Source organism: Aminobacter sp. MDW-2 (genome assembly GCF_014250155.1).
Lineage (GTDB): Bacteria > Pseudomonadota > Alphaproteobacteria > Rhizobiales > Rhizobiaceae > Aminobacter > Aminobacter ciceronei.
Genome location: NZ_CP060197.1, coordinates 1,825,443 through 1,851,099, shown reverse-complemented (window position 1 = coordinate 1,851,099; position 25,657 = coordinate 1,825,443). Strand labels below are relative to the sequence as shown.

Below are 25,657 nucleotides of genomic sequence, written 5' to 3'. Positions count from 1 at the left end.
GCTTCCGTGGTCTCCCAAGGAATGCCGCAATTTCCCCCCGCAAAGAGGCACCAATAGCTAGATATTTAAAACGCAAACCTGCAATATAGACCGGGTCTACAATCGCAGCGCCGCCATCCGCAATGCCGCCCGGAAAATGCATTTGCATCCGCCGGGCGCTAGGGCGCCCGCCCAGTCATGAACACCATTTGGGCAGCGGCGGCATCCCCCGTTTGGAGGATGCCGCACAATAAATGTGCATATGTTGCAGAAACTGCTCGCGAGGCACGAGCTGCCTGCGAGCATCCGGCTGCCGTTTTGCGGCTACTTCGACATCTCTTCGATATATGCAATCACATTGGCGATGTCGGTATCGTCCTTGAGACCGGCAAAAGCCATCTTGTTGCCCGGGACCTTTTCTTTCGGCATCTTCATGTAGGCGGCGATGTTGGCCTCGTCCCAGACCAGGCCGCCAGCACCCGCCTGCTTCATCGCATCGGAATATTTGGCTTCAAAACTCGGCAGCGTGCCGGCCGTGCGGCCGATGACACCATGCAGCGATGGGCCGATCTTGTTCTTGTCGACCGCCATGTCGTGGCAGGCCATGCATTTGGTGAAGACCTTTTTGCCGGCGGCCGCATCGCCCGCCGCATGAACCGGATTAGTGGCTAGAACCGAAGCTGCAAAAAGGGCTTGAGCGCCCCATGCCGTCAGTTTCATGGCTATCTCCTCACTGTGGCCGGCGCATTGCGCCAACGGGCGCGATACTAATCCGGCGCAAGGCAACGCGCCATGCGCCATTCCGTTGCAGCTTGCCGTTGCAACTGCCGCGGCAAGGAAGGGCGGCTGGTGGACGTGGCTTATCCCGCGCCGAAGGACAGCACGCGGGTGATTTCGGTGTAGCGGGATTCGATCACCATGATTGCGACGAACACCAGGATCACCAGCGGCGGCACGATGATGGCGTAGCTCAGCGCAAGCCGCTCCCAGGCCATGTGCATGAACACGGCAACGATCAGTCCCGCCTTCAGCATCATGAAGATCAGGATCAGGCTCCATCTCAGCATGCCCTGAAGGGCGAAATAATCGACCGCGTAAGAGCAGGCGCTGAGGATGAACAGCCAGCCCCAGACCACCAGATAGAGCTTGATCGGGTGCTGTTGCCCTTCGGCATGCGCCATTGCCGGAGCGGGAGCCGCATGTCCGTGCAGCCCGTGATCCTGCGCCTCTGCCTGTGCCATCGCTTCACCTCACCAAAGATAGAAGAACGCGAAAATGAACACCCACACCAGATCGACGAAGTGCCAGTAGAGCCCCATGATCTCGACGCTCTCATACTGGCCGCGCCGGCTGGTGAAGAACCCCCGCTCGCCGGTCTCGTAATCGCCGCGCCAGACCTTGCGCGCGACGATCAGCAGGAAGATCACGCCGATCGTCACGTGGGTGCCGTGGAAGCCGGTGATCATGAAGAAGGTCGAGCCGAACTGTGCCGCACCCCACGGGTTCTCCCATGGCCGCACGCCCTCGCTGATCAGCTTGGTCCACTCGAAGGCCTGCATGCCGACGAAGGTGGCGCCAAGTAGCGCGGTCAACAGCATCAGGACCGCCGTCTTCCTGCGGTCGCGGCGGTAGCCGAAATTGACCGCCATCGCCATCGTGCCGGACGACGAAATCAGCACGAAGGTCATGATCGCGATCAGGATCAGCGGGATGTTCTGGCCGAACAGATGCAGGGCGAAGACCTCGCTCGGGTTCGGCCACGGCACGACCGTCGACATGCGCGCGGTCATGTAGGACAGCAGGAAGCAGCCGAAAATGAAGGTGTCGCTGAGCAGGAAGATCCACATCATCGCCTTCCCCCAGGACACGCCCTTGAAGGCGCGCTGGTCCGACGACCAGTCGGCGATGAAGCCGCGCAGGCCCGGCGGCCGCGGCGCGGTGTGGTCGACATGTCCCAGCGAGGTCTCGGCCATCGGCGTGTCCTCCTAGCTCAGCAATCTGCGGCAGATGTCGATGAAGTCGGCCGCCCAGCCCATCAGTACGGCAAACAGCACCAGCCAGACGACGAGCAGCGCGTGCCAGTACATGGCGCACAGCTCTGTCGTCAGCACGAGCCGCGCAAGCTTGTCGCCGCGCCATGCCCTGACATTCGCCCGGCCAAGTACGAACAGCCCGCCGATGATGTGCAGGCCATGCATCGCGGTGATCAGGTAGAAGAAACTGACCGCCGGGTTGTCGGCGGCGTAGTAGCCGCCAGCGGCAAGATCGCGCCATGCCAGCAGCTGGCCGCCCAGAAATGCCACCGACGTCAGCGCTCCGGTCAGCAGCGCGAACTTGAGATTGTCGAGCTGGCCCTTGTGCGCGGCCACCACCGCGCATTGCAACGCCACGCTCGCCAGCACCAGCATGCCGGTGTTGAGCCACAAAAGCCACGGCATCGGCGTCGCTTGCCAGTCGGCATAGGCCATGCGCATGAAATAGGCGCTGATCAAAAGCGCGAAAATCGCGCCGACGACAGCGAGGAAGACCCCGAGCCCGATCTTCGCCGGATGCATGACCGGCGCTTCCGTCTCGGGAAAGGCGTCGATCGGACCGACCTCGAGCCAAGGCTTCGACATCAGCCGCTGCCGCGCCAGCCACCAGCCGGCAATCGCGGTGACCAGGCCCAGGAAGATCAGGATGGCGCTCATGCATGCCCGCCTTGCGTCACCGGGCGCGGGTCGTTCTGCGCGATGAAGTCCTCGGGCGCGCCGGGCACGCTGTAGTCATATGCCCAGCGATAGACGACCGGCAGCTCCTTGCCGAAATTGCCGTGCGGCGGCGGCGTGCCGGCGGTCTGCCATTCCAGCGTCGTCGCCCGCCATGGATTGTCACCCGCCTCCTTGCCGTGGCGGATGCTCCAGAACAGGTTGAACAGGAACACCAGCTGGGCGAAGCCGACGGTGAGTGCCGCAACCGTGATGAACTCGTTCAGCGTGTGAACCGACGGCGGGATGAAGGCGGTGTCGCCGAGCTCGGGATAACGCCGGGGAACGCCGACCAGCCCGACATAATGCATCGGAAAGAAGATCAGATAGGCGCCGATGAAGGTGACCCAGAAATGGAACCGGCCCATGAACTCGTTGAGCATCCGGCCTGATATCTTGGGATACCAGTGATAGATCGCGCCGAAGACCACGAGGATCGGCGCCACGCCCATCACCATATGGAAGTGGGCAACCACGAACATGGTGTCCGACAACGGCACGTCGACGACGACGTTGCCGAGGAACAGGCCGGTCAGCCCGCCATTGACGAAGGTGACGATGAAGGCGAGCGCAAACAGCATCGGAATGGTCAGGTGGATGTCGCCGCGCCACAATGTCAGCACCCAGTTGTAGACCTTGATCGCCGTCGGCACCGCGATGATCAGCGTCGTGGTGGCGAAGAAGAAGCCGAAATAGGGGTGCATGCCCGAGACATACATATGGTGCGCCCAGACCACGAAGCTGAGTGCGCCGATACCGACGATGGCCCACACCATCATGCGGTAGCCGAAGATGTTCTTGCGGGCGTGCGTGCTGATCAGGTCGGAAACGATGCCGAAGGCCGGCAGCGCCACGATGTAGACCTCGGGGTGGCCGAAGAACCAGAACAGGTGCTGGAACATGATCGGGCTGCCGCCATTGTGCGGCGACTGCTCGCCCATCTCGACGATCGCCGGCATGAAGAAGCTCGAGCCGATGGCGCGGTCGAACAACATCATCACGCAGGCGACGAACAGCGCAGGAAAAGCCAGCAGCGCCATGACGGTCGCCGTGAAGATGCCCCACACCGTCAACGGCAGCCGCATCAGTGTCATGCCGCGCGTCCGCGCCTGCAGCACGGTCACGACATAGTTGAGGCCACCCATGGTGAAGCCGATGATGAACAGGATCAAAGACACCAGCATCAGGATGATGCCCGGCCCCGTGCCCCCCGGCGTGCCAGACAAGATCGCCTGCGGCGGGTAGAGCGTCCAGCCGGCGCCGGTCGGCCCGCCGGGCGCAAAGAAGCTTGCCACCAGCACCAGCACGGCGAGCAGGTAGATCCAGTAACTCAGCATGTTGACGTAGGGAAACACCATGTCCCTGGCGCCGACCATCAGTGGGATCAGGTAATTGCCGAAGCCGCCGAGGAACAGCGCGGTTAGCAGGTAGATGACCATGATCATGCCGTGCATGGTCATGAACTGATAATAGGCCTCGGGCGTGATGAAATCGAAGGTGCCGGGAAAACCGAGCTGCAGCCGCATCAGCCAGGACAGCACCAGCGCGACGAGCCCGATGGCCAGTGCCGTACCCGAATACTGGATCGCAATGACCTTGGCGTCCTGCGAGAAGACGTACTTCGTCCACCAGCTGTGCGGATGGTAAAGCTCCATCTCGCCCACTTCGGCCGGCGGGATGAGGTCTGCTCCATGCGGCGTGACATCGACCATGCGTGCACCCTGTTGCTCTATGCCTCTGCTTTCGCGGTGAGGCCGCCTTCGAGCGGTCGCGCCGTGTCTCCTATTCCATGCTGGCCGTGACTTTGCCCCGGTCGACCAGCACGCCAACCTTTGCGGGGCCGCTCAACTGGGCAAAGGTCGACTGCTGCTGCAGCCATGTCGTGTAGTCCTGCGCGGTGTCGACCATGACTATGCCGCGCATGAAGCCGTGCCCGGTGCCGCAGAGTTCCGCGCACAGCACCTCGAAGGTTCCCGTCCGTGTCGGGGTAAACCAGAAATAGGTGACCATGCCCGGCACCATATCCATCTTGGCGCGGAACTCGGGCACGTAGAAATCATGCAGCACGTCGATAGAGCGCAACAGCATCTTGACTGGCTTGTCGATCGGCAGATGCAGGTCGGCGGCCTCGACCACGATGTCGTCCTGGCCGTTCGGGTCGTCGGGATTGATGCCGAGCGGATTGTCGGAGCTGACAAGGCGGGCATTGGAGGTGCCGAGCTTGCCGTCGGCGCCGGGCAGCCGGAAGCTCCACTGCCATTGCTGGGCAACGACCTCGACCTCGGTCGCATCCTTGGGCACGGTGACGAATTGCTTCCAGACATAGAGACCAGGCGCCAACATCGCCGCCACGCCAATGGCAGTGATCGCTGTCAGCCAGGATTCGAGCTTCTTGCTTTCAGGCTCGTAGGCGGCCTTCTGCCCTTCCTTGTGGCGGAAGCGATAGACGCAATAGGCCATGAACAGAACGACCGCCGAGAAGACGGCGCCGGTGATCCAGAAGGTCGCAACGAGAGTGCTGTCGATGTAGCCCCAGTTGGAGGCTATCGGCGTCCACCACCAAGGGCTCAGCACGTGGAACAGCACCGAGCCAATGACAACAAGAACGAGTACGAGCGCTATGGCCATCCTCTGTCCTCCCGGCATTCCAGGGGACGCTGTCCCTTGAGGAAGGCCAGCCGCATCATAGCTTGATTTGGCGCGGAAATACTAGGGGATGAGGGCGGTTGCAGGTTGCGTCATGTTCGCGCGGCCACTTGTGGCTGCGGAAACTCTTGCGCGGCAAGGTTTATGCTGTCGAAGGCGAAGTCAAACCAAGCGGGCGGCGCACCGCCCCCGGTCGCGCCGCCCTTCCGGAAGGCAGGCTTCAGACAGCCTGGGCCGGATAGCCGGCGGCGTCGAGCGCCTGGGCCACCTTGGCGGCATCCGCCGCAGTTTCGATCGAGACGGTTTGCGCCTTCAGGTCGATGTCGATGCGGGCGGCAGCGTCCACGCTCTGCACGGCCTTGGTCACCATGCCGGCGCAATGACCGCAGGTCATGTCGGGAACATTCATCTTCAGCATTCAAGAAATCCTTGGTTGGGCCGGCATCGCGCCGTTCCTGCAATCTGGTGTTTCCAGCTACAGGAAGGTCAATCGATTTGTCGATCACGGATATGTTACCAGCTTGGGATTGCGCGAAAACCCGGAAGATCCGGCACTCTCCATCAGGAAAGTTCAGTATTTTCAGCATGTTGACCAAATCGACGATAATCGCAAAAAGTTCTATTGACCTTCCCAACGCTGGAACCCTTAGACCTCTGGGCCGAAAGTGATTAACTAGAGGTCCGCACCGATGAACGCTCCCTTGAACCTGGCAACGACAAGACAAAGCTTCCCGATCGAGGGCATGACCTGCGCGTCCTGCGTGCGCCGCGTCGAGAAGGCGATTGCGGCTGTCCCCGGCGTCGTCACGGCATCGGTCAACCTCGCCACCGAAAGCGCCGATGTGAGCTTCGACGCCGACGTCAATTCCGACGGCGTCATCGCCGCGATCCGCAATGCCGGCTACGACGTGCCGGCCGAGACGATCGCAGTCGAGATCGAGGGCATGACCTGTGCCTCCTGCGTGCGTCGGGTCGAAAAGGCCATCGCCGCAGTGCCCGGCGTGACGACGGCTTCAGTCAATCTTGCCACCGAACGCGCCACTATCGAGACGCTGGGCGGCACCGCCCGCTCGGCCATCGACGCCGCCATCCGCAAGGCCGGCTACGAGCCGCGCCGGACCGACCCGTCGGTCGCGGCCGCCAGCAGCGACAGCCGCGAAGAGGCGCGCAATCGCGAGTTCTCCCACCTCAAGCGCGACTTCGCCGTCGCCGCCACCCTCACCCTGCCGATCTTCGTGCTGGAGATGGGCCGGCATGCCATCCCGGCGCTGCACCACTGGTTGATGATGAACGTCCCCCAGCAGCAGCTCTACATCGCCTTCTTCGTGCTGGCGACCATCGTCCAGTTCGGTCCCGGCCTGCGCTTCTACAGGAAGGGTGTGCCGGCACTGCTGCGCTTGGCACCAGACATGAATTCGCTGGTCGTGCTCGGCTCCACCGCCGCATGGGCCTATTCGGTCGTCGCCACCTTTGCGTCGGGCCTGCTGCCGGCCGGCACCGCCAACGTCTATTACGAAGCGTCGGCCGTCATCGTCACGCTGATCCTGCTCGGTCGCGTGCTCGAGGCCAAGGCCAAGGGCCGCACCTCCGAGGCGATCAAGCGGCTTGTGGGCCTCCAGGCGAAGTCGGCGCGTATCGAGCGCAACGGCAGCTTCGTCGACGTCCCGCTCGATGAGGTTGTCTTCGGCGACGTCGTCCAGGTGCGTCCCGGCGACAAGGTTCCGGTCGACGGCATCGTGCTTTCAGGCTCGTCCTTCGTCGACGAATCGATGATTTCGGGCGAACCCATTCCCGTCAGCAAGGGCGAGGGTGCGGAGGTCGTCGGCGGCACGATCAACAAGACCGGTAGCTTCACCTACCGCGCCACCAAGGTCGGTGCCGACACGCTGCTGGCCCAGATCATCCGCATGGTCGAAACGGCCCAGGGCTCGAAGCTGCCGATCCAGGCAATGGTCGACAAGGTCACCGCCTGGTTCGTGCCTGCCGTGATGGTGGCAGCGGCTGCGACCTTCCTCGTCTGGCTGGTCTTCGGCCCCCAGCCGGCCGCCACCTTCGCGCTGGTCAACGCCGTTGCCGTCCTGATCATCGCCTGCCCCTGTGCCATGGGTCTCGCCACGCCGACCTCGATCATGGTCGGCACCGGCCGCGCCGCCGAACTCGGCGTCCTGTTCCGCAACGGCGAGGCGCTGCAGTCGCTGAAATCGACCGAGGTCGTAGCGCTCGACAAGACCGGTACACTAACCGCCGGCAAGCCTGTCATGACCGATCTGGACGTCGCCCAAGGTTTCAACCGCACCAAGGTGCTGGCGCTGGTGGCAGCCGTCGAGTCCCAGTCGGAGCATCCGGTTGCGGCAGCCATCGTCGCAGCGGCCAAGGATGAAGGCCTTGTTCTGGCCGAGGTTGGTTCCTTCGAGGCGGTGCCCGGCTTCGGCGTCAGTGCCAGCGTCGGCACCCACCACGTCGCCGTCGGCGCCGACCGCTACATGGCCAAGCTCGGCATCTCGGTGCAGGGCTTCGCCGAGACGGCGATCCGCATGGGGCTCAAGGCCAAGACCCCGCTCTATGCGGCGGTCGACGGCAAGCTGGCTGCGGTGATTGCGGTCTCCGACCCGATCAAACCGACGACGCCGCAGGCGATCCGCGCCCTGCACGACTTGGGCTTGAAGGTGGCGATGATCACCGGCGACAACCGTCGCACGGCCGAAGCCATCGCCGCCCAGCTCGGCATCGACGAGGTCGTCGCCGAGGTTCTGCCCGACGGCAAGGTCGACGCCGTCAAGCGCCTGCGTGCCGGTGGCCGGGCAGTGACCTTTGTCGGCGACGGCATCAACGATGCGCCGGCGCTCGCCGAGGCCGATGTCGGCATCGCCATCGGCACCGGCACTGACGTTGCGATCGAAAGCGCCGACGTGGTGCTGATGTCGGGCGACTTGCTCGGCGTGACCAACGCCATCGCCCTGTCGAAGGCGACGATTGCCAACATCAGGCAGAACCTGTTCTGGGCGTTCGCCTACAACGCCGCTCTCATCCCGGTCGCGGCGGGCGTGCTCTACCCGGTCAGCGGCACGCTGCTGTCGCCGATGCTGGCGGCGGGCGCGATGGCAATGTCGAGCGTCTTCGTGCTGGGCAACGCGATGCGGCTGAAGCGCTTCAAGGCTCCGGCCCGTGCTACCACCGTATCCGGCGCACCGTCGTTGGTCCCGGCCGAATAAGTCAGTCCAGCGGCCTGCTTGGGGGCGCGTGCGACCGGAACCTTCCGGCGGCACGCTCGCGCAATGAAGCAGGCCGCTTCTTCCCAACCCCTCAATCACGCGAGGCCACCATGCCGAACGCTCCCTGGATCGAGATCTACACCACGCCCACCTGCCCCGACTGCCTGGCGCTGAAGCGCTGGCTCAACGCTGAGAACCTGCCTTTCGTCGAGCGCGATCTGCGCAACCCTGAAATCGCCGACGAAGCCAAGCGCCGCACCGGCGTGCGGGTCGCACCGATCACCATTATCGACGGCAAGCACGTCTTCTTCGGCACCTTCCCGACCCAGCGCGCCGAGATAGCGGCGCTGCTCGACCTGACACGGGCGGCATGACCATGACCTACCTGACCCTGCCCCAACCGGGCCGCCGCATCGCGGTCGGCGATAGCAAGACGATCCTGCAGGCAGCGCTCGATGCCGGCATCGCCTACCCCCACAGCTGCCGTTCCGGCCGCTGTGGCGCCTGCAAGTCGCGCCTGGTCTCAGGCCATGTCGAGCTCGGCAAACACTCGCCCTTCGCGCTCTCCGAACAGGACCGCGCCGACGGCTTCATCCTTGCCTGCCGTGCAGTGCCGAGCGACGACGTCGTCGTCGAATGGCTGGCCGAAGCCTTCGCTGCTCAGCCGGCAGAGGCACAGAAGGCCGAGGTGGTCGCCATCGAGCGCATGACGCACGACATCCTTTCGATCCGCCTCGCGCTCGCCGATCGTACAAGCTTCCGCTTCGCCGCCGGCCAATATCTGTCGCTGGCGGTGCCGGGTGCACCGGCGCGCAACTATTCGATGGCCAGCCGGCCGAACGAGGAGCTTGTCGAGCTGCATGTCAGGGCCGTGCCGGGCGGCCTGACCAGCGGCCGGATCCACGCTTCGCTTGCTGCGGGCGACACCGTCCAGATAGATGGCCCGGCCGGTTCCGCCTATCTCCGCGAGGTGCATTCAGGCCCGATCGTCGCCCTTGCCGGCGGCAGCGGCCTTGCGCCGATCAAGTCGATCGTCGAGACGGCACTGCATCAGGGCATGGCCCAGCCGATCCATGTCTATTTCGGCGTCCGCGCCGAGCGTGACCTCTATCTGGTCGAGCATTTCCGTGCGCTGGAAAGACAGTTTCGCAACCTGAGCTTCATGCCGGTGCTGTCCCAGACCGCATCCGATGGCTGGCGTAACGGCTTCGTCGCCGATGCGCTGGCACAGGACCACAGCGACCTCAACGGCGCCAAGGCCTATGTCGCCGGACCGCCTGCGATGGTCGATTCCTGTTTGGCGGCACTTGGAGCGCTTGGGGTGCATGCCTTCGACATTCACGCCGACGTCTTCTTCACCCCCGAGGGCAGCGACAACAACGGCGCTTGACCTTGCAGGGGTGCAATCCCCATTGATAGGATATGCAATCCATGCGGCACATCGCAGACACAACCCGCCCTTTCCTCGCCAACCGGCGCGGGCAGATTGGCGCGCGCATTGCCGTCATGGACGACGGCAGGGCCAAGGCGTTCAAGATCCTGCGGCTGATGTTGCCGCTGGCGCTGCTGTTTGTCCTCGCGCTAGGCCAGGCAGCTTCCGCGCATCAGGGCGGCAGCCAGCATCAGCCACATGCTGCCCAGAGCGTATCGCATCATGCCAAGGCTGACATTGCCTGCTGTGGCGACCTCACGCAGGACGAGAAGGCATGCCTGGCGCAGTGCCTCGTCTCGTGCAGCTATTGCGCGCCGTTGCCTATGGCGACGGCCTTCCCCGACCTGACAGGCATTTCGCCGGCTCCGGCCAGAACCGAACCGCTCCACGGATCGATCGCCTCGCCGCATCTCCGGCCACCGTCCCTCTCCTGAACTGACGCGTTTGGACGCGCACGCCCCGGCACATTCCCGTGCCGGGAGACATCAGTTTGGAGACAATGAAATGAACACCCTTTCGCGCCGCGGCTTCCTCGCGGCATCAGCGGCAACGCTTTGTGCTGCCGCAGTCCCGTCCCTGCTCATGCCGGTCCGCCCGGCCCGTGCCGACGGCCACAAGGTCATCACCGCCGGCAAGCGCGTCATCGAGGTCAAGGGCAAGGCCGCCAATGTCTTCGGCCTTCATCAAGCCGACGGCTCTTCCGGCATCGTCATGAATGCCGGCGAAAACTTCCGCGTCCGGTTGAAGAACCTCATCGGCGAGCCGACCGTCATCCATTGGCACGGCCTCACCCCGCCATGGCAGCAGGACGGTGTCGCCGACATCTCGCAGGAGCCGATCCCCGACGGCGGCAGCCACGACTACGACTTCCCCCTCGCCCGCCCTGGCACCTTCTGGATGCATTCACATTTCGGCCTTCAGGAGCAGTTGATGCTCGCAGCTCCGCTGATCGTTCGCGACCCTGACGAAGCAGGCCAGGACGTGCAGGAGGTGGTGGTTCTGTTCCACGACTTCACCTTCCGCGACCCGCAGGAGATCCTCGCCGAACTCAAGGCGGGCGGCCACGACATGAGCGCCATGGCGCCCGCTCCCGCACCCGCGCCAGCAGCCGGCGGCGGCCACGAGGGCCACAACATGTCCGGCACGGCGATGCCCAGCGGCCAGACAAGCCACGACACGATGGACCATGGCGCGATGGGCGCCATGCAGATGAGTGGCCAGGCGGCCGGCCAGATGGGCGGCATGTCCCACCTGCAGGACGTGCAGTACGACGCGCTTCTGGCCAACGATCGCACCCTCGACAACCCAGAAATATTCTCCGTCGAGCCAGGCGGACGTGTCAGGCTGCGCCTCATCAACGGCGCCGCCTCGACCAACATGTGGCTCGACCTCGGCAAGCTCCAGGGCAAACTCTTTGCGGTCGACGGCATGCCGGTCGAACCGGTTGAAGGCACGCGCTTCGAGTTCGCCGTCGCCCAGCGACTCGACATCCTGCTCGAACTGCCGAAGGAAGCCTCTGCCTGGCCGGTCTTCGCCGTGCAGGAAGGTGGCCGCATGCGCACCGGTGTCGTGCTCGCCGCCAAGGGCGCGTCGGTCGGCAAGCTTGCCGACATGGCCGACGAGGATTTCCCCGCCGTGGGCGTCAACCTTGAGCAAAGGCTGCGTGCCACCAAGCCGCTGTCCGAGAAGGCAGCAACTCGCAAGCACACGATGATGCTCGGCGAAGGCCCCAACTATGTCTGGACGCTCGATGGCGCCATGCACGGCCAGGACAAGCCGCTGGCGGTGGCGAGCGGCGACCGTTTCGAGCTGACCTTCATGAACCACACCACGATGTCGCACCCGATGCATCTGCACGGCCACCATTTCCAGGTGGTCGCCGTCAACGGCAAGCGTTTTGCCGGCGCGGTGCGTGACACGGTGCTGGTGCCGGCCAACATGGGTATGGTGACCATCGCCTTCGACGCCGACAATGCCGGCAAATGGGCGCTGCATTGCCACCATCTCTACCACATGGTTGGCGGCATGATGACGTCGATGGCCTACGCCGACTGAGCCTGAAAGTGGGTCGGGGCGGCATCAGCTGCCCCGGCCCATCACGATTTCGCCAGCCCCTTGAACTTCCAGTTACTGGAAGCTTTATATGACAACAACTCGCTCTCGAGCGCGGTGCATCCGGATGGACGCACAAGGCCGCTCCAGGATGCGCAAGGAGTGACAGATGAACATTGGTACCGCTTCGGAAAAGTCGGGCCTGCCGGCCAAGACCATCCGCTATTACGAGGACATCGGCCTGTTGCGCCCCGACCGCGCCGACAACGGCTATCGCGATTATTCGATGTCGGACGTGCACCGCCTGCGTTTCCTGCAGCGCTCGCGCAGCCTCGGCTTTTCGGTCGAGGAATGCCGCCAGCTGTTGTCGCTTTATGGCGACAAGGAGCGCGAAAGTGCTGACGTCAAGGCCCTTGCCGAGACCAAGCTTACCGAGATCGACCGCAAGCTCGCCGAGCTGACCGAGCTGCGCAACACGCTGCGCCACCTCGTGCATAACTGCCATGGCGACAGCCGCCCGGACTGCCCGATCATCGACGGCCTGTCCGGCCGCGTCACCCAGTAGCCGGCTTTCGATGACCAGCCTCGCCGCCTATGGCGGCCTCTTCGTCGCGGCCTTCGCCGCCGCGACGCTTTTGCCCGCCCAGTCCGAAGCCCTGCTCGCCGGGCTGGTCGTCAATGGCGGCTACTCGCTCGCCCTGCTGATCGCCGTCGCCACCCTCGGCAACGCGCTCGGTTCGCTCGTCAACTGGTTGCTCGGCCGCCAGGTCGAGCGCTTCAAGGACCGCCGCTGGTTTCCCGCCAGTCCGGGCGCTCTCGCCCGCGCCGAGGCCTGGTACCACCGCTACGGCCGCTGGTCGCTGCTGCTCTCCTGGGTGCCTGTTATCGGCGACCCGCTGACCTTGATCGCCGGCATGCTGAAAGAGCCGTTGTGGAGTTTTCTGGGGTTGGTCGGGGCCGCCAAGCTGCTGCGCTACCTCGCAGTGGCGGCGGCAGCGCAGAGTTTCATCTGAGACCAACCCGTCTAGACTGGTCTCCTGAGGCAAGGTCTTGGTCACGGCATGGCAACTGTGTTCAAGCGAAGCGCTTCGGTGCAACAGGCAACCTCAGGCCCTGATCAACACCGGTCCCCGTGCGGCGAACCCCACGCCAACGTCCTGCCCCGGCACGAACGGCGCATCGACGTCGGGCGACACGGCAAAGACCTCGCCGAACTCGGTGCCGATCATGAACTCGAGGTCGGAGCCGACATAGGTGACCTTATCGAGCCTCCCGGGAATGGTGCTCGGCGCGCCCACCGCCCGGATCTGGATCCGGCTTGGCCGCACCGCCAGCTTCGCCGGCCCCGGCCGCATGCCGCGCGCGTCGAGCTGCGTTTCGAAACCGCCTAGCCGCACAGTGGCAAGCTCACCTTCTACCGAGGCGATATCGCAATCGAAGATATTGGCCTCGCCGATGAAGTCGGCGACGAAGGCATCCGCCGGCGCGTCGTAGAGTTCGCGCGGCGTGCCGTCCTGGGCGATGACGGCATTGTTCATGACGATGATGCGGTCGGAGACGGCCAAGGCCTCCTCCTGGTCATGGGTGACGTAGACTACCGTCAGGCCGAGCTTGGTCTGGATGTCGCGGATTTCCTCGCGTACCCGGCGCCTGAGCTTGGCATCAAGATTGGACAGTGGCTCGTCGAACAGCAGCACCTGCGGCTCCAGCACAAGCGCCCGCGCCACGGCGACGCGCTGCTGCTGGCCGCCGGACAGCTCGCTCGGCAGACGGTTGCCATACCCCCCGAGGCCGACGAGTTCGAGCCCGGCGCGGGCACGATCGCCGATTTCCCGCTTGGCGAAGCCGGAGAATTTCAGCCCGTATTCGACGTTCTCATTGACCGTCATATGCGGAAACAGTGCATAGGACTGGAACACCATCGACACGTCGCGGTCGGTCGCCGGCAGATGCGTAACGTCGGTCCCGCCGATAAGGATTTGTCCGCGCGTCGCCATTTCCAGCCCCGCGATCATGCGCAAAGTCGTCGTCTTGCCGCAGCCGGACGGGCCGAGCAGCGTCACCAGTTTGCCTGCCTCGACAAACAAAGACACGTCGTTGACCGCCGGCGCCGGGCTCTTGCCGTAGACCTTGGTGACCGCGCGAAACTCCACCGAAGCGGCGTTGCTCTTGATCATCAGCTCCCTCCCGAAAATGCCGGTTGGCTCACATTGGTGCGCGACTGCGAGAGTTCATGGCCACGGCGACCGATGTTGCGGCGACCGACAAGCAGCTGCATCAGCCCGACCACCGCCAGCATGACGCCGATCAGCACCGCCGAATAGGCGATCGCGATACCGTACTCGTTGTTTTCGACACGGCCGACGATGTAGCTCGTCGACATGTCGTAGCGGGCGCTGACCAGGAAGATGATGGCGCTGATCGCCGTCATGGCGCGCACGAAGGAATAGACGAGTGCTGCGACGATCGCCGGCCGGAGCAGCGGCAGCACCACCTTGCGGAAGGTCTGCCACGAATTGGCGCCCAGCGTCAGCGATGACTCGTCCAGGCTCTTGTCGATCTGCGACATCGACGCAACCCCTGCCCGCACGCCGACCGGCATGTTGCGGAAGATGAAGGACAGAACGAGGATGATGCCGGTGCCGGTCAGCTCGATCGGCGGCACGTTGAAGGCGATGACATAGCTCACACCGATGACGGTGCCCGGAATGGCAAAGGACAGCATGGTGCCGAACTCGAAAGCGTTCTTGCCGGCAAAATTCTGCCGCACCAGAAGATAGGCGGTGAGCAGGCCGACGGCCGCCGTCAGCGGCGACGAGATCAAGGCGATCTGCAAAGTCGTCCAGAACGAGCTCCAGGCCGAGCCCTTCCAGTGGATGCCGAACTCGTTCCAGCCCACCGCGAATGCCTTCACATAATGGGCGAAGGTCAGGCTGTGATCGACGCCCCACAGCTTGACGAAGCTGCCGTAGAAGATGGTGGCGTAGACGAAGATGGTGAAGGCGACCCAGAAGCCAGCCGTGGCGTAGACGGCGCGCTTGAGGCCCGCGGGCAGCTGCGGATGAACGCCAGCATCGCCCTTTCCGGACATCGTCGTATACGACTTCTTGCCGAGCCAGAAACGCTGGGCGTAAAAGGCAAGCAGCGTGAAGACGAGCAGCACGATGGCGAGCACCGCTGCCTGCGCCTCGTCATTCTGCGCGCCGACGATGGCGAAGAAGATTTCCGTCGACAGCACGTCGAAATTGCCGCCCAGCACAAGCGGGTTGCCGAAGTCGGCCATGCTCTCGATGAAGCCGAGCAGGAAGGCATTGGCGAGGCCCGGTCGCATCAGCGGCAGCGACACCGTCCAGAAGGTCTGCCAGCGATTGGCGCGCAGCGTCTGTGCCGCCTCCTCCATTGACGGGCTGACGCCTTCGACGACGCCGATAAGCACCAGGAAGGCGATCGGTGTGAAGGCGAGCAGCTGCGCGATCAACAGGCCCGGCAGGCCATAGATCCAGCGCGTCGGCTGGATGCCAAACAGCTCCGAAAAGGTCTGCGTGACAGCACCGGATAGGCCGAAGAGCAGGATGATGGCGAGGCCGATGACGAAGGGCGGCGTGATGATCGGCAGCACCGTCAGTGCGCGCAGCAGCTTGCCATGGCGGAAGCCGGTGCGGGTCACCATCAGCGCAAAGACGAGGCCGAGCACCGTCGTCAGCACCCCGACGAGCACCGCGAGGAACAGCGAGTTCCAGGCGACGCCGCAGCGGCTGCCGCCGGCCAGGCAGTCGAGGCTCCAAAGCCGCGGACTGAACAGCTTTCCGAGGAAGGTGGTGACCGAATAGCCGCCGTCCTCGGTGACCAGCGCATTGGCCAGCATCTGCAGAATCGGCATGAAGATGAAAAGGCCGACCGCCGCCACCACGAAAGCGATTGTCGAGACGACGAAGACGTCGCCGCCGACGGCGCCGCGCGCGGCAAGACCGACGGAAAACAGGAACAGGAAGGCGAGGCCGACCAGCAGCGCGCCATAACCCATGCCGAACTGGCGATCGCCAAGCTCGCCGAACAGTCCTTCGAGCCAGCCGAACTGCCAGCCCCGCAAGCCGATGGCGAAACCCTGGAACAGCAGCCAGGCAAAACCCGCGGCACCGACCGCAACCAGCAGCTTGCCGAAGATCGGATCGGATTTCGTCCGCCCCCACAAGAACAGCGGCGCGGCCAGGAGCAGACCGAGCGGCGCCAGCCACAGCTTCTCACCCTTGAGGTTGAGGATCAGCACCGGTGCGAACTCGCTGTCGAGCGGATAACCCTCGAACAGCCAGGAAAAGCCGAAGAACCCGTCTTCGACGCCATACCAGGGCAGCACGGCAAAGCCGAGCAATCCGACCACCGTCCAGAGGACGACGGTCGGATGCAGGCGGCCGCTTACGTCGCGGGAGCGCATGGATTATTGCGGCAGCGAGGAGACCTCCGTGTCCCATTTGCCAAGCAGCCGCTTGCGCTCCTCGCTGGAGCCGTACTTCTTGAAGTCGTAGTCGATCAGCTTGATCGTCGAGAGATCAGGCGTCAGCTCGGAGACGGTCGCCGCCTTGTTCGACGGCAGCTGGAACGACTTCACGTCCTTGGCCTTGCCCTGCATGTCGGCGGACAGCGCCCAGTCGTAGAACTTCTTGGCCGCCTCAGCATTGCGCGCGCCCTTGATGATCGACATCGAGCCGATCTCGTAGCCGGTGCCCTCGCAGGGGGCGACCGTCACGATCGGGAAGCCAGCGGCCGTCTGCGCCACCGCATCATGCATGAACACGATGCCGACGGTGGTCTCGCCGAGGCCGGCGGCCTTGATCGGCGCCGAGCCCGACTTGGTGTACTGGTTGACGTTCTTGTGCAGGGCTTTCATAAACTCGAAGCCCTTATCCTCGCCCATCAGCTGCACCATCGTCGCCAGCGTCGTGTAGGCGGTGCCCGACGAATTCGGGTTGGCGATCTGGATCTGGCCCTTGAATTCGGGCTTGGTCAGATCGGCCCAGCACTTCGGCTCACGCAAGCCGTTCTTGGCGAGCAAGTCCTTGTTGTAACCGAAGCCAAGCGCGCCGGAGTAGACGCCGATCGTCTTGTTGCCGGCCGCCTCGGCCTGCTTGATCGCCCAGTCGTGCAACTCGCCGCGCATCGGCGAGACATATTCCTCGGTCAGGTTTTCCTCGGCTGCCTGCAGATGCGGGTCGCCGGTGCCGCCCCACCACACGTCGCCCTTGGGGTTGCTCGCTTCGGCGCGCACCTGGGCATAGGTCTCGCCCGAGCTCTTGCGGGTCATATCGACGGTGATGCCGGTCTTTTCCTCGAAGCCGGTCTTGATCTGCTGGCACCAGGCCTCGTCGGCGCTGCAATAGAGCGTCAGGCTTTCAGCATGCGCCGACGCGCCGCCGGCCATCATCAACCCGGCCAGCGCGGCCGAACGCAAAAGGGCAGTTTTCATATCTCGATTCCCTCCACACAATTATTCGCCGTCTAACGATCTGTTGTCGCTTTGGTCACTTGCAGAGTGAGTGCTTTTTGCGCATTTTGCAATAGTGTTCATTGCACTATCTTGAGCGTCATGAACCCTAACGGGCCGAGGCGATACAATCGAAGCCGACAGTGCTTCATACCGACAAAGGAATGAACGGGCGAAAATGCCGAAGGACAAGAAGACCATCCGCAAGGCGAGCAAGGGCGAGCGCATTGCCCAGGTCGCTGCTATCCCGTTCCGCGTGAACGAGGGCGGCGAGCTTCAGGTCATGCTTGTGACGTCGCGCGGCACGCGCCGTTTCATCGTCCCCAAAGGCTGGCCGATGAAGGGCAAGAGCGGACGCCAGGCCGCGCTGATCGAGGCGCGCGAAGAGGCCGGCGTGCGCGGCAAAGCCCTGAAAAAGCCCGCAGGCAGCTATTGCTACTGGAAGCGGCTGTCGACCAGCTTCGTCCACGTCGTGGTCACGGCCTATCTTATCGAGGTGACCGAGGAGCTTGAAGCCTGGCAGGAAGCGGGTGCCCGCCAACGCGCCTGGCTGACGCCAACCGACGCGGCCGTGCTCATCGACGAGCCCGAGCTGTCGACCCTGATCCGCAATCTCACGCTCGCCGATCTCCTCCAGCCCGAACCCGTCGCCGCCTGACAGCGGGCGGCGGGGAATTCGGCTCGCCGACATTGCAAGATTCCGGTTCCAGGATTGCAGACTGCCCGATCCGATTGTATCAGGGGAACAGTCCTTGCACATTTGTGCAAGCAGCCAAATGCGGTCGACGACCGACCCAAACTGGAGTCGCCGATGTCCGAACTCAAGCCGGGCAGGTCATTCGTAAGCGCACAGCAGGTCGCCGAATTGGCCGGCGTTTCACGCTCGGCCGTGTCCCGGACCTTCACCGACGGCGCCAGCGTCTCCGAAACCACGCGCAAGAAGGTGCTCGAGGCCGCCGAAACGCTCGGCTACCACGTCAATCACCTCGCCCGCAGCCTGATCCATGAGGACAGCGGCATCGTCTGCCTCATCGGCGCCGACATCAACACGCCCTACCATTCGCGCCTGATCGACGCGATCACCCGGCGCCTGCAGGCGATCAACCGCGTCGCCATGGTCATCAACACCTCTGGCGACACAGACAGCGTCGAAGCAGCGCTGCGCCAGACGCTGAACTACCGCGCCAACGCGACGGTCGTCCTGTCGGGCACGCCCCCGACATCGTTGATCAACACCTGCCTCAACAGCGGCCAACATGTCATCCTGATCAACCGCGACGATCATCTCGACGGGCCGGAAAACATCAGCGTCGACAATGCGGCGGCCGCCCGCGAGGCCTTCCACATGCTGCACCGTGCCGGCAGCCGGCGCATTGCCGTGGTGTCGTCGCAGGCCGGAACGCCGAGCCTGGTGGCGCGCGAGCGCGCCTTCGAGACGGCCGCTGGTGAAGCGGGGCTGGATGTTACCATCACGCGCGCCGGCCCCACCGGCTACGGCGCAGGTTTCGAGGCCGGACGACTTCTGCTCAGCGGCTCGCACCGGCCGGACGCCGCCTTCTGCGTCACCGACCTTTTGGCCTGCGGTTTCATGGATGCGGCACGCGTCGAGTTCGGCATGAATGTGCCGGAGGAACTCTGCGTCGTCGGTTTCGACGACATCGAGCAGGCAGGCTGGGCGTCATACCAGCTGACCACCTTCCGCCAACCGATCATGCAGGTGGCCGATCACATCACTATGCTGCTCGACGGCGAGGATCCGCTGCGCCAGCGTGGCGGCAGCGTCAGCTTTCACGCCGACCCGGTCTGGCGCCGGACCGTACGGCCCAAATGATCCCTTGGCATCACCTCGCCAGTGGCGAGGTCGACGGAAAAGTCGCGTGACGGGGCACTGGCCAGCCAGTCGCTCAGCATCCGCATGAACGATGCCAGCCTGTCCTGAAGGCTTCCCGCTGGCCAGGCGCCGGCGGCGAAACGCGCGGCGAGATGACGATAGACCGCGATGCGCGCGGGCTCGATGAAGTCGAGCGCCAGCTCGCGGCCCTTGCGCAGCCTGTACCAGTCGACGATCATCTCAAAGAACGGCAAGTCCTGCAGCTTCGTCGGTCCGGTTCTGGACACCGAAGCAACGACCGAGGGTAGATCTTTCGGAGTCAGCGGCGCCACGGTCCTCGCCAGCATCTCCAGGTCGCCGAGGCAAAGCTGCGGCACGAGCGCAGCCAGGTCCTGCGGCCACTCCTTGGGCAGGTAACGGTGCCTGACCATCTCGGCGAGATGCCGGCTGAGGAAATCGGCATGGCCGGTCGCTTCGGTCACAGCAGCCGACGTTCCCTCCTGCTCCGCCTCTACACGATAGAGGGCAAAGGCAATGTCATATGACGGCACGTCGCTGACGACCACCGTCTCGACCTCAAGTCTTTCGCCGGACATCTCCACGACCTTGTAGGCCGGTGGAAAGCCGACCATCGACGGCACGGCGATGTTGACCAGCCAGTCGTCGCCGTCGCGGAAGACGGCGGTGTCGTTGATATGCAGGTGGCCGCTGAAATGCACGTTGATGCCTGTGGCAGCTGCCGCCTTCGACACCTCCGCCCGCGGCGTGCGGCGCAGGAAACTGGTGTCGTTGAGCAGCCTCGCCTCGTCCGCCCAGGTACCGTTGAGCGGGTCGATAACAGGGTAGTGCGAGAAGGCGACCAGCCGTTTGCCCAACGCTTCGGCGCGCGCAGCAACGTCCTTCATCCAGTCGAGGACAAAACCTTTGTTGCGCGGCATCGCGTTCCAGCCGGCGTCCGTGCTGTCGTGGTAACTCTTCTCCAGCGTCGGATCGAGGTCGCCGTTCTTCGGCTCGAAGACATTGGCGTCAATCGACAAGAGCCACAGCCCCTCGACCGGTTCGACGAGGAACGAGGCGTCAATCATCCGCCGCATCGTCTGCCCATCCCCGGACACGATCTCGAAGGTCCGCGCCTCCAGCCTGTCGTCGGTGCCGAACGGGCATTCCCAATGAAGGTCGCCGTCGCGCCTGAAGAAGCCGAGATCACCCAGTGCCGGGATAGCTGCGCCATACCCGCCGCAATACATGTCGTCCGAGACGATGCGCTCGACCGAGCCGCCCTGCTCCGCCAAGGGATCGCTCGTCACCAGCATGTGCGATCCGTCCGGGTTGAGGAAGCGCTTGCTCTGGTGGCGGCCGTGGATCGCATAGAGATCGTGATTGCCGGGCGTCGCCACGAAGCGCAGGCCGAAGCGCCTGGAATACTCGGCAAGCAGCGCCGTCGCCGCGGCCATCGTCGACTGCTGGCCGTCATCGGTCAGGTCGCCGGCGATGATGACAAGCGAGATGCCGCGCCTGACGATGTCGTCGAGCAGTGCGTGCGTGGCATGGAAGCTTTCGTTGAACACCCGCGTCGACGCATTGGTGTCGGCCAGCGTCCGCAACGCCACCCTGTCCCCACGCCCCACGCTCTGGCGATTGTCGATGTCGTGGAAATGCGGGTCGGCGATGACGGCAATCTTCATGTCAGTCTCACAGCAAAACGAGCGCGCCGTCAGTCCTTGGAGGCCAGGGCCGGCGCAGGCAAGCCCTTGTCAATCATGGCGATCCATTGCGCTGCCTTGCGTGCGGCCTCGACCAGCATCGGCTTGGGCGCTTCATGCCATTCGTCGCGGCGCAAATCACGCCGGGTGCGCACATGGTCGAGCGCTGCATCCAGCGTCGGGAACTTGGCCGGCATCTCGACATACAGGAACAGCGCCACCAGCGACACCGAGCGGCTGCGGCCGCCACGGCAGTTGACCAGCACATTGCCTTTTTCGCGACGCTTGTAGGTGGCCTTGTCAGGCAGCACCTGGCTCAGCGCTCCGCGCAGCAGGTAGAAGCCCGACAACATCATGGTCTCGGGATTGCCGTGGCCATCGATCAGGCCGAGCTTGTAGTAGCGCACGGCGCCGATGCCGTAGATCGCGTCAGCCGCCTCCCCTTCGCCGAACGGCTCGGTGGCGTAGTTGAAGTCGAGATTGACGGCGCAGTTCACCACCGTGGTGATGTTCTTTTCCCTGAGCAGTTCGAGGTCGCCCGCGCCGTCCATACCGCCGACATAGATGTCGATGCCGTAGCCGGCGATGTCACGCTCGATCAGGCTGAGCGCCGGGCGCTCATATCGCGGGCTGTTGCTGTCCATCTGGCGGCCTTGACGCTTGAGGGTATCTGGGACTCTCACTTGCCGGCCTCGAGCGCGATGCCTGTGGCCTCGCTCATGCCGAGCGCCACGCCGGGCGCCGCAGCCAGAACGGCCCCGCCCTCGGTCAAGCCGCCGACCGAAAGGAACGGCGCGACGACGCCTCCGGCCTCCCTGACCATCAGCAGCCCCGCCAGGCAATCCCAGGCATGCATGTGGAGCTCGGCATAGGCATCCGAGCGGCCATCGGCGACATAGGCGAGCCCCAACGCGCCCGAGGCGCCGCGACGGACGTTGGCGCCGCGCTCGAGGATGTTGGAGAGCACGTCGAGATAACGCGTGTTGGTCTTGCGATTCGACCAGCCGAACTCGACGCAGGCAGCATCGAAATCGCGCGTCTTGGCAACTGACAACGGCTTGCCATTGCGGGTGCCGCCATGTCCGCGGCGGGCGAAATACAGCTCGTCCAACACCGGGTTGTAGATCGCGCCGATCTCGGTCTCGCCATTGCTGACGAACGCGATCGAAATGCAGAAATGCGGAATGTCGCGGGCGAAATTCGCCGTGCCGTCGATCGGGTCGACAACCCAGATGTCCGCCTTGATCGCCCCGCCGCCTTCCTCGCCGAGGAAACCGTCCTCGGGGAATTCTTCGGCGATACGCGCCTTGAGGTGCCGCTCCACAGCCGCGTCCGTCTCGGTCAGGAAATCCTGCGGCCCCTTCATGTCGAAACCGGCCACGCGATTGGTGAACCCATCGAGCGCCACCGCGCCCGCCGAACGCGCAATGTCGCGGCAGAATGCTGCACGCCGGTCGAGGCCGGTTTCTGCAGTGGTGGCTGTTGCGTGAACCGTCATTTCTATGCCGCCTGTGGTGTGGTTGACGTCAGATTGCACAGCTGTGCAACATCGTCAACGCATTAAGTTGGATAATATTTCTGCAGTCGACAGAGGCGCAGAAAGCCCGTGATCTGACATCGATGCACACGCGTTCCATCGATCATGCGGCGTCTCGCGCACGGGCTGCATCGCGTTCGTCGGAGATGCGCCGCGCCACCCGCATCAACGTCGGATAGTCGGCACCTTCCCCGAGTGCGACATAACCGGGACACATGAAGGCGGGCACGCCGGCATCGACCTTGCCAAGGGTCAGCGGGTGATAGCTGCCGCCGGCCTGTGTGAGGATCAGCACCGCTGCCGCCACGTCCCAGGGATTGGAGCCGAAGCCGGCTGACGCATCGACCCAGCCGGCAGCGACATGGCAGAGGCTGAGCGCGCCGCTGCCCGGCCGCCGCAACGTCGAAAACGTCTCGACCAGTTCGGCGAAATTGGCCAGCGTCTGCTCTTGCCCGTCGCGCCGGAAGTCGCGCGCCACGGGATAGCCCGTGATCAGCGTCGCATGTCGCTCGTCAGATATGGCGCACGAGCGCAGTGGCTCGCCATTCAGCCAGGCGCCAGTCAGATCGGCTGCAAACAGGTTCCCGGCGACAGGATCATAGACCGCGCCGGCAACGACCGCGCCGTCAATCGCCACGCCGACCGACACACACCAGAAGGCAAAGCCACGGGCGAAGTTGGAGGTGCCGTCGATCGGATCGACATACCAGCGCACCCGGCCGGCACCGCTTTCGCCGGCCTCCTCGCCTATCACCACGGAACCGGGCACCTCGGCCAGGATGAAGGCGCGGATCGCCACTTCCGCTTCCTTGTCGTATTGGGTCACCACATCATGCAGATCGACCTTGTAGTCGACCGCCATGTTGGAGCGGAACGCCGCCAGCAGCGGGGTGCGCATCAGCTGTGCTGCCTGTTCGGCAACCGTCCGCAGGCGCTTCGACTCTTCTATGCTCGTCATGCCGCGATCCCGCGCCCGGCTTCGCGGAAGAGGCCGAGCAGCCCGACAGGATCCGCCACGATGGCATCCGGCTTGAGCTTGAGGTCATAAGGCAGGTCGTATGTACCTTTGGCTTCCATCAGGATGTTGCCGCCGATGCCGGCGCGTTTGCCGCACAGCACGTCGCGGTCGAAATTGTCGCCGACATACCACGCCGCCTCCGGCTCGATGCCGAGCGAACGTGTCGCCAGCCAGATCATCTCGGGGTTCGGCTTGCGCAGCTTGACCTCGTCGCTGTGGACGATGGCGGCGAAGCGCGCGGTGAGGCCATGGACATCGAGGAAATCGATATGCACCTGGCCGCACAGCGCGTTGCTGACGATGCCGACCGGCACGCCTGCGCGATCTGTCGCGTCGAGCAGGTCGAGCATACCGGTGCGCAAGACACGCTCGCTCTTCCAGTTGCCCATCTTGCGGCAGAGGTCGTAGGCCTCGGCCACGACGACATCCCGCGCCTGCTGCGGCCAGTCGCCGGCGACGAAGTCGCCCCAGAACTCCTCGTGGCGCAGCTCGCGCGGCGCAAGTGGTCGCGACATCGCATCCTTCCAGTGCGAGTCGGCGATGCCGCCGGCCTTGATGTCGGCGGTGATCTGCTCGACCGAAAGTGCCGACGCCTGCGCGCCGGCCTGGACGAGCAGGCCATGCACATGCAAGGCCAGCCGCTCCCGCCAGCCGGGCAGGTGCGTCGTCGATACGATCACGCCGCCAAAGTCGAGCAGCAATGCCCTGGGTGGCGCGAGCTTTCGCCCCGAATTGTCAGACATCATCACGTCTCCAGTTGTTCCCGATGAAAGCGGAAAAAAGCGGGACGGAGCCGAAGGAGAAGGGCCCCGTCCCTAGCCCACCGGGAAACTATTTCTTGTAGGCGACGCGCCAGAGGTCCTGCCAATCCTGGCGCGCGTCCCAATCTTCGAGCGCGGTCGAGGCGTCGTATTGCTGCAGCTTGTCCAGCACCTTGCCGATGCCCGACGGCTCGTCGGCAGGCAGGCCGATGTCGGGGTTGGTCGGCAGCTTGCCGTCCTTCACCTGCGGCGCGATGCCCTCCGCGGTCAGGATGTAGTGGATGAACAGCTTGGCCGCGTTCGGGCTCTTGGTGCCGGTGGCGATCAGTCCGAGCTTGACATAGGTCCAGCCCGGCCAGGGATCGAGCCCTTCGCAGAGCCCGAGCTTGAAACCCTTGTCGGCATTGTCGCGGAACTTGGCCGAGCTCATCAGCCCAAAGAACGGTTCCTTTTGGCCGGGCGCGCCGACAGCTTCGGAGATCGCGTCGTCGGCATCCGCAAGCAGCGGCGAATTGCCAGCAAAGCCCTTGACCCAGGCAGCCGTCGCACTGTCTTCGCCGACCTCGATATCCTTGCCGAAATGCGCCTTGTAGGCAGCCTTCATCTTGTCGTCGTCATGCGTCGCAGTCTGGTTGAACCAGTCGGGATAGGTGCCCTTCGACAGCGGATCGTAGAAGGCGACCTTGCCTTTCCACGTGGCATCGGTGAGCTCCCAGATGTTCTTCACCGGGCAGGCATCGTAGGCCTCGGTGTTGTAGGCCCAGACAGCGGCATTGGTGGTGATCGCCAGCGGGTTCTGGAACTTGACCGGGATCTTGTCGGCCATGTCAGGCGGCAGGTAGCTCTCGACGAATTTCTGCGGCAGCAACTGCGCCAGGCCGGCTGGCGCGTCGGTAATCAGCACCACGTCGCCCTTGACGTTCTTGGCCTGGCCCTCGCGCACGATCATCTCGAGCTGCGCGCTCGCCGACACCTTGATGCCGGTTGCCTTCACTCCGTATTTGGCGGTGAAGTTCTCGGCCATTTCGACGATCTTGCCGGTGCTGTCATAGATATTGATCGGCGCTTCCTTCTTCGCCGCCTCGACCAGCGCGTTGAGGTCAAAGGTTTCCGCGCGCGCCGGAGCCGACGCCATCACCATGGCCGTCATCAGCCCGGCCAGCGCCGTCGTTGCCAGTGCAACTTTCCTGCTCGTTCCAAATGCCGGTTTCATCGTTTCCTCCCCAAAAATCCGGCTGAAACGCGCCCGGCGTCAGTGCC

Annotated in this window: 26 protein-coding genes; 10 read left to right on the top strand and 16 right to left on the bottom strand. The window is 64.1% G+C overall.

Features of this window, described 5'->3' with window-relative positions; all coding sequences use genetic code 11:
• Nucleotides 1-303: 303 nt before the first annotated feature.
• From H5P29_RS09075 to H5P29_RS09045, 7 genes are all read right to left on the bottom strand, one after another.
• Nucleotides 304-699 carry a cytochrome c family protein gene (locus H5P29_RS09075; RefSeq protein WP_154385641.1) on the bottom strand — a complete coding sequence of 132 codons (396 nt, stop codon included), beginning with the start codon at nt 697-699 and terminating at the stop codon, nt 304-306.
• A gap of 140 nt (nt 700-839) precedes the next feature.
• A complete protein-coding gene (locus H5P29_RS09070) occupies nt 840-1,220 on the bottom strand; it encodes a cytochrome C oxidase subunit IV family protein (protein ID WP_154385642.1) in 381 nt (126 codons plus the stop codon).
• Nucleotides 1,221-1,229: 9 nt separating this feature from the next.
• Nucleotides 1,230-1,952 (bottom strand): heme-copper oxidase subunit III family protein, encoded by a 723-nt coding sequence (locus H5P29_RS09065; protein ID WP_154385643.1) that lies wholly within the window; start codon nt 1,950-1,952, stop codon nt 1,230-1,232.
• Between the two features lie 12 nt (nt 1,953-1,964).
• Nucleotides 1,965-2,669 carry a cytochrome c oxidase subunit 3 gene (locus tag H5P29_RS09060; protein WP_154385644.1) on the bottom strand — a complete coding sequence of 235 codons (705 nt, stop codon included), beginning with the start codon at nt 2,667-2,669 and terminating at the stop codon, nt 1,965-1,967.
• Nucleotides 2,666-4,438 carry a cytochrome c oxidase subunit I gene (ctaD, locus tag H5P29_RS09055; RefSeq protein WP_154385645.1) on the bottom strand — a complete coding sequence of 591 codons (1,773 nt, stop codon included), beginning with the start codon at nt 4,436-4,438 and terminating at the stop codon, nt 2,666-2,668. Before ctaD ends, H5P29_RS09060 begins: the two co-directional genes overlap by 4 nt.
• A gap of 70 nt (nt 4,439-4,508) precedes the next feature.
• On the bottom strand, nt 4,509-5,354 hold the full coding sequence (locus H5P29_RS09050; RefSeq protein WP_154385646.1) for a cytochrome c oxidase subunit II: 846 nt from the start codon (nt 5,352-5,354) through the stop codon (nt 4,509-4,511).
• Nucleotides 5,355-5,592: 238 nt separating this feature from the next.
• On the bottom strand, nt 5,593-5,790 hold the full coding sequence (locus tag H5P29_RS09045; protein WP_067957421.1) for a heavy-metal-associated domain-containing protein: 198 nt from the start codon (nt 5,788-5,790) through the stop codon (nt 5,593-5,595).
• On the opposite strand from H5P29_RS09045, the gene H5P29_RS09040 reads away from it, so the two are divergent.
• The 8 genes from H5P29_RS09040 (at nt 5,765) to H5P29_RS09005 (ending at nt 13,081) form a co-directional block, all read left to right on the top strand.
• Entirely contained in the window at nt 5,765-5,998 is a 234-nt protein-coding gene (locus tag H5P29_RS09040; protein ID WP_154385647.1) for a hypothetical protein, read from the top strand. The two genes, H5P29_RS09045 and H5P29_RS09040, sit on opposite strands and share 26 nt — an antisense overlap.
• Nucleotides 5,999-6,061: 63 nt before the next feature.
• Nucleotides 6,062-8,584, top strand: a complete 2,523-nt coding sequence (locus tag H5P29_RS09035) for a heavy metal translocating P-type ATPase (protein ID WP_154385648.1) — start codon at nt 6,062-6,064, stop codon at nt 8,582-8,584.
• Between the two features lie 110 nt (nt 8,585-8,694).
• Nucleotides 8,695-8,958 carry a glutaredoxin gene (locus H5P29_RS09030; protein WP_154385649.1) on the top strand — a complete coding sequence of 88 codons (264 nt, stop codon included), beginning with the start codon at nt 8,695-8,697 and terminating at the stop codon, nt 8,956-8,958.
• Nucleotides 8,955-9,974, top strand: a complete 1,020-nt coding sequence (locus H5P29_RS09025) for a 2Fe-2S iron-sulfur cluster-binding protein (protein WP_371818622.1) — start codon at nt 8,955-8,957, stop codon at nt 9,972-9,974. Before H5P29_RS09030 ends, H5P29_RS09025 begins: the two co-directional genes overlap by 4 nt.
• 41 nt (nt 9,975-10,015) lie before the next feature.
• Nucleotides 10,016-10,450: a hypothetical protein gene (locus H5P29_RS09020; RefSeq protein ID WP_154385651.1), complete on the top strand. Its 435-nt coding sequence runs from the start codon at nt 10,016-10,018 to the stop codon at nt 10,448-10,450.
• Nucleotides 10,451-10,520: 70 nt separating this feature from the next.
• Nucleotides 10,521-12,071 carry a multicopper oxidase family protein gene (locus tag H5P29_RS09015; protein WP_154385652.1) on the top strand — a complete coding sequence of 517 codons (1,551 nt, stop codon included), beginning with the start codon at nt 10,521-10,523 and terminating at the stop codon, nt 12,069-12,071.
• A 166-nt stretch (nt 12,072-12,237) separates the two neighbouring features.
• Nucleotides 12,238-12,633 carry a Cu(I)-responsive transcriptional regulator gene (cueR, locus tag H5P29_RS09010; protein ID WP_154385653.1) on the top strand — a complete coding sequence of 132 codons (396 nt, stop codon included), beginning with the start codon at nt 12,238-12,240 and terminating at the stop codon, nt 12,631-12,633.
• A gap of 10 nt (nt 12,634-12,643) precedes the next feature.
• On the top strand, nt 12,644-13,081 hold the full coding sequence (locus H5P29_RS09005) for a YqaA family protein (RefSeq protein ID WP_154385654.1): 438 nt from the start codon (nt 12,644-12,646) through the stop codon (nt 13,079-13,081).
• A gap of 93 nt (nt 13,082-13,174) precedes the next feature.
• Here the strand turns inward: H5P29_RS09005 and H5P29_RS09000 are convergent, their stop codons facing one another.
• Genes H5P29_RS09000 through H5P29_RS08990 form a run of 3 tightly spaced genes read right to left on the bottom strand, consistent with a single transcriptional unit; the run spans nt 13,175 to nt 17,529 of the window.
• Nucleotides 13,175-14,245 (bottom strand): ABC transporter ATP-binding protein, encoded by a 1,071-nt coding sequence (locus H5P29_RS09000; RefSeq protein WP_185910313.1) that lies wholly within the window; start codon nt 14,243-14,245, stop codon nt 13,175-13,177.
• Entirely contained in the window at nt 14,245-16,500 is a 2,256-nt protein-coding gene (locus tag H5P29_RS08995) for an iron ABC transporter permease (protein WP_154385656.1), read from the bottom strand. The genes H5P29_RS09000 and H5P29_RS08995 overlap by 1 nt, the downstream gene beginning before the upstream one ends.
• A 3-nt stretch (nt 16,501-16,503) precedes the next feature.
• Nucleotides 16,504-17,529 (bottom strand): ABC transporter substrate-binding protein, encoded by a 1,026-nt coding sequence (locus H5P29_RS08990; RefSeq protein ID WP_154385657.1) that lies wholly within the window; start codon nt 17,527-17,529, stop codon nt 16,504-16,506.
• Between the two features lie 196 nt (nt 17,530-17,725).
• Here H5P29_RS08990 and H5P29_RS08985 point away from each other — a divergent pair, with 196 nt between their 5' ends.
• Nucleotides 17,726-18,205 carry an NUDIX hydrolase gene (locus H5P29_RS08985; RefSeq protein ID WP_154385658.1) on the top strand — a complete coding sequence of 160 codons (480 nt, stop codon included), beginning with the start codon at nt 17,726-17,728 and terminating at the stop codon, nt 18,203-18,205.
• Between the two features lie 153 nt (nt 18,206-18,358).
• Nucleotides 18,359-19,378, top strand: a complete 1,020-nt coding sequence (locus tag H5P29_RS08980; protein ID WP_154385659.1) for a substrate-binding domain-containing protein — start codon at nt 18,359-18,361, stop codon at nt 19,376-19,378.
• On the opposite strand, the gene H5P29_RS08975 is transcribed toward H5P29_RS08980, so the two are convergent.
• The 6 genes from H5P29_RS08975 to H5P29_RS08950 form a co-directional block, all read right to left on the bottom strand.
• Nucleotides 19,336-21,063 carry a metallophosphoesterase gene (locus tag H5P29_RS08975; RefSeq protein ID WP_154385660.1) on the bottom strand — a complete coding sequence of 576 codons (1,728 nt, stop codon included), beginning with the start codon at nt 21,061-21,063 and terminating at the stop codon, nt 19,336-19,338. The genes H5P29_RS08980 and H5P29_RS08975 overlap by 43 nt on opposite strands.
• Nucleotides 21,064-21,092: 29 nt before the next feature.
• Nucleotides 21,093-21,725 carry a dual specificity protein phosphatase gene (locus H5P29_RS08970; RefSeq protein ID WP_154385661.1) on the bottom strand — a complete coding sequence of 211 codons (633 nt, stop codon included), beginning with the start codon at nt 21,723-21,725 and terminating at the stop codon, nt 21,093-21,095.
• A 35-nt stretch (nt 21,726-21,760) separates the two neighbouring features.
• Nucleotides 21,761-22,579, bottom strand: a complete 819-nt coding sequence (locus tag H5P29_RS08965; RefSeq protein ID WP_154385662.1) for an inositol monophosphatase family protein — start codon at nt 22,577-22,579, stop codon at nt 21,761-21,763.
• A 142-nt stretch (nt 22,580-22,721) separates the two neighbouring features.
• Nucleotides 22,722-23,576, bottom strand: a complete 855-nt coding sequence (locus H5P29_RS08960) for an inositol monophosphatase family protein (RefSeq protein WP_154385663.1) — start codon at nt 23,574-23,576, stop codon at nt 22,722-22,724.
• The gene (locus H5P29_RS08955; protein WP_246670796.1) at nt 23,573-24,382 is read right to left on the bottom strand and encodes an HAD family hydrolase; all 810 of its coding nucleotides are present in this window, start codon (nt 24,380-24,382) and stop codon (nt 23,573-23,575) included. Before H5P29_RS08955 ends, H5P29_RS08960 begins: the two co-directional genes overlap by 4 nt.
• Nucleotides 24,383-24,467: 85 nt before the next feature.
• Nucleotides 24,468-25,610 carry an ABC transporter substrate-binding protein gene (locus H5P29_RS08950; protein WP_154385664.1) on the bottom strand — a complete coding sequence of 381 codons (1,143 nt, stop codon included), beginning with the start codon at nt 25,608-25,610 and terminating at the stop codon, nt 24,468-24,470.
• Nucleotides 25,611-25,657: the final 47 nt, after the last annotated feature.